The organism is Catenibacterium sp., from assembly GCF_052354645.1.
GTDB classification, from domain to species: domain Bacteria; phylum Bacillota_I; class Bacilli_A; order Erysipelotrichales; family Coprobacillaceae; genus Catenibacterium; species Catenibacterium mitsuoka_A.
This window is the reverse complement of record NZ_DAWDDM010000203.1, coordinates 1-3,670: the sequence shown is the minus strand read 5'-3', so window position 1 is coordinate 3,670 and position 3,670 is coordinate 1. Positions and strand designations below refer to the sequence as shown.

Sequence of the window (3,670 nt, the reverse complement as noted above, 5' to 3'; positions counted from 1 at the left end):
TAGTGTTTTCAAGGGCTTGAGAGGTATCTGATAATAAAATACAACAATTATTAAATTACTTGGAATAGATGAAATCTCAATTCAAGTTTTCTTTGTTTCTATATTCCTATAATGCTATAATGGGTGAAAGGTTAACGAGGAGGTTAAGATATGTTAGATGCATTTGCGAATAACTGGACAATACTTGTTGTTTCCTTCTTTATTTATAGTTTCTGTGGGTGGATCTGGGAATCACTTATCTGCCCTATTGCTACAGGTCATAAGATACATAACAGCGGTTTCTTAACTGGACCTTGCATTCCTATTTATGGATCAGGTGCGATTGTTGTATGTGCTTTGTTTCCTATTTCTAAAGATTGGTCTCTCATCTTTATAGAAGGAGCGATTGTCGCCTGCTTTATTGAATATCTCACATCTTATTTCATGGAAAAGATGTTCCATGCAAGATGGTGGGATTATTCTCAAATGAGATTTAATTTAAATGGTCGTATCTGTTTAGAAGGTTTCTTTATTTTTGGTTTCTTTTCTGTCACTGCCGTAAAAAATGTGCAACCACATCTAACTCATATGCTTATTCAATATGATTATATTCCAATGGTTATTGCTTCTACTGTGTGTATCACATTATTCACAAGCGACTTAATTACTACATTTGTAGAAGCCACTCATCTTGCGAAAAAACTTGAGACAGTCTCTCAGGATCTTAAGAAGTTTGCAGATGAACTAGAACTAGATATTCATAATGAAATTACAACAGATGATATCTTTAAGATTGCACGTCAATTAAAGGATAGTCACCGTGAACATCTTATTAAGAAATATTCACATCGTCGTTTAGTCAAGGCATTCCCTGATATCTTAAACAAATATCACACAAAAACTCAGAAATAACGCATCTGAGTTTTTTTCTTTTGTGTAAACGTTTATAATAAACAAGAGGAGGTATGACCATGGAAAAGAATGCATTATTTAAACTCAGTTATGGTTTGTATGTATTAGGTGTAAATGATGGTAATAAGCCTAATGGCTGTATTATTAATACAGCTGTTCAGCTCACAAGTAATCCTTATCGTATTGCAGTGACTGTGAATAAGGCGAATTACACTCATGATGTATTGATGAAGTCAAAGAATATGACTTTATCTGTGCTTGATATCACATGCCCTTTTGATATCTTTAAACGATTTGGTTTCCAAAGTGGTAAAGAGGTTAATAAGTTTGATGGTTTTGATATGTATGATTTGAAAGACTCATTACCTTACTTAACACAATATGCAAATGCATATATGAAAGGTCATGTTATAGAAACATTGGATGAGTTAACACATACGATGTTTATTGTAGAACTTGATGATGCTGTTATCTTAAATGATCATGATTCTATGACATATGACTATTATTTCAAGAATGTAAAACCAAAACCAGAAAAGAAGAAAAAAGGATGGGTATGTAAGATTTGCGGATGGGTCTATGAAGGTGATGAATTACCTGAGGATTTAATCTGTCCTATCTGTAAACATCCAGCATCTGATTTTGAGCCACTTTAAGTAGGAGGAAATAGAATGTTTAATGTAAGACAAATAAGTGATGATTTTTATTATGTAGGAGGCAATGATAGACGTTTAGAACTATTTGAAAATGCTTATCCTATTCCTGATGGTGTAAGTTATAATTCTTATTTATTAGTAGATGATAAGACTGTCTTATTAGATACTGCAGATGCAGCGATTGGTCATCAGTTCTTAGAAAATGTAGAACATGTACTAGATGGTAGAACACTTGATTATGTAGTAGTCAATCATATGGAGCCTGATCATTGTGCAACACTTTGTGATATTGTAGTACGTTATCCTGATGTAAAGATTGTGGGTAATACTATGACATTCCGAATGATGAAGCAGTTCTTTGATTTTGATGTAGATAGCCATGCTATAGTCGTCAAAGATGGTGATACTTTAGAAACTGGACATCATGTATTAAACTTCGTTACTACACCAATGGTTCATTGGCCTGAAGTTATGATGACTTATGATTCTACAACAGGTATCTTATTTAGTGCAGATGCATTTGGTACTTTTGGTGCACTTCATGGCAATCTATTTACAAGTGAAATGGATCTAGATGAATCATTCTGGGATGAAGCAAGACGTTATTATACAAATATTGTTGGTAAATATGGAGTACAGGTGACTAATGCCTTAAAGAAAGCCTCTACTCTTGATATTTCAATGCTTTGTCCACTGCATGGACCTATCTGGGATGAAGATATTAACTTAATGGTAGAACATACTGCTTCTTGGGCTGCTTATAAACCAGAAGTCAAGGGTGTTATGATTGCTTATGGTTCTATTTATGGTGGGACTGCCAATGCAGCTGAGATTCTTGCAAGTAAGTTAAGTGAAAAAGGTATTCACAACATTAAAGTATATGATGTATCTAAAACTGATCCATCTTATATCTTATCTGAAAGTTTCAAATATTCTCATCTAGTATTCGCAAGTGCATCTTATAATGCGGGTTTATTCACACCTATGCAGAACTTATTGATAGAAATCAAAGAACATCTTTTGCAGAATCGTACATGTGTTTTAATTGAAAATGGTACATGGGCACCAAGTGCTAAAAAGACTATGAAAGCTATTCTTGAACCATTATCTTGGAATTATATCGGTGAAGAGCTCACTATTAAATCACGTATGAAAAATGCAGATTTTGAAAAAATTGAAGCTCTTGCTGATGTGATTGTAGAAGAGATGAATAAAGAACATCAAGTAAAGGAAGAAGCTCCTGTGCGTAAATGGCGCTGTAAGATCTGTGGTTATGAATATAGCGGAGAAGAACTTCCTGAAAACTTTATTTGTCCACTATGTAAACATCCTGCTTCAGATTTTGAAGAAATAACTGAATAATACATACAGCCAAGTCGAAGAAACATTTGTTTCTTCGACTTTTCTATTGACAACATATAAACATATTCATATAATTAAATATGTAAAAACGTTTATATGAGGAGGAGCCATGGAAAAGAGAAATGAATTCTTAAATGCGAATGAAGATGTTGTTTCAAAGGTTTTAGAGAATCAGCCTGATGATGAATATCTTTATGATTTAGCAGATTTATTTAAGACATTTGGTGATTCTACAAGAATCAAGATCCTCTATGCTTTATTTGAAGGTGAACTATGTGTTGGTGATTTAGCTACTATATTACAGCTTTCTCAGCCAGCCATTAGTCATCAGCTTAAAGTATTAAAGGATGCTAAACTAGTAAAGTTTAGAAGAGAAGGAAAGGTTATCTTCTATTCATTAGATGATGATCATGTAAGAAGTATTTTATCTATTGGTATGAATCATATTGAAGAGTAAAGGAGAAAATAATATGAAAAAGACTTATAAGGTAGATGTAGATTGCGCAAATTGTGCAAATAAGATGGAAGAAGCAGTAAAGAATACTGAATGTGTTAAGGATGCCACTTTAAGTTTTATGACTTTAAAATTAAAGGTTGAGTTTGAGGATGGTGTAGATCCTCAGGCAGTTATAGAAAAAGCAAGAGAAAATTGTAAAATTGTTGAGGATGATTGAGAAATCTTCCTTTAATAAGGAGTGATAGAAATGACAAAGAAGCAATAGTATGTTTTAAATATAATTATTATTGCGATTGTCTTATTG

The 3,670-nt window shown here is 32.9% G+C and carries 5 protein-coding genes; all 5 read left to right on the top strand.

The genetic code is table 11. The annotated features are described in order from the left end of the window. Window positions 1-150: 150 nt before the first annotated feature. Complete coding sequence (locus tag ACT8VG_RS08620; RefSeq protein ID WP_117458162.1) at window positions 151-891, top strand: putative ABC transporter permease; 741 nt, start codon at window positions 151-153, stop codon at window positions 889-891. A gap of 59 nt (window positions 892-950) precedes the next feature. Further along, window positions 951-1,547: a flavin reductase gene (locus ACT8VG_RS08615; RefSeq protein WP_177357111.1), complete on the top strand. Its 597-nt coding sequence runs from the start codon at window positions 951-953 to the stop codon at window positions 1,545-1,547. Between the two features lie 15 nt (window positions 1,548-1,562). Then, entirely contained in the window at window positions 1,563-2,909 is a 1,347-nt protein-coding gene (locus tag ACT8VG_RS08610) for a rubredoxin-like domain-containing protein (RefSeq protein ID WP_444195639.1), read from the top strand. A 109-nt stretch (window positions 2,910-3,018) separates the two neighbouring features. Continuing rightward, window positions 3,019-3,366 carry an ArsR/SmtB family transcription factor gene (locus ACT8VG_RS08605; protein ID WP_006505676.1) on the top strand — a complete coding sequence of 116 codons (348 nt, stop codon included), beginning with the start codon at window positions 3,019-3,021 and terminating at the stop codon, window positions 3,364-3,366. Between the two features lie 13 nt (window positions 3,367-3,379). Next, window positions 3,380-3,583: a cation transporter gene (locus tag ACT8VG_RS08600; RefSeq protein WP_444195638.1), complete on the top strand. Its 204-nt coding sequence runs from the start codon at window positions 3,380-3,382 to the stop codon at window positions 3,581-3,583. Window positions 3,584-3,670: the final 87 nt, after the last annotated feature.

Excerpts from the sequence above, each read along its gene's own strand:
- ACT8VG_RS08600 (WP_444195638.1), top strand. The coding sequence starts at position 3,380 with ATGAAAAAGACTTATAAGGTAGATGTAGATTGCGCAAATTGTGCAAAT.
- ACT8VG_RS08620 (WP_117458162.1), top strand. The coding sequence starts at position 151 with ATGTTAGATGCATTTGCGAATAACTGGACAATACTTGTTGTTTCCTTC.
- ACT8VG_RS08610 (WP_444195639.1), top strand. The coding sequence starts at position 1,563 with ATGTTTAATGTAAGACAAATAAGTGATGATTTTTATTATGTAGGAGGC.
- ACT8VG_RS08615 (WP_177357111.1), top strand. The coding sequence starts at position 951 with ATGGAAAAGAATGCATTATTTAAACTCAGTTATGGTTTGTATGTATTA.
- ACT8VG_RS08605 (WP_006505676.1), top strand. The coding sequence starts at position 3,019 with ATGGAAAAGAGAAATGAATTCTTAAATGCGAATGAAGATGTTGTTTCA.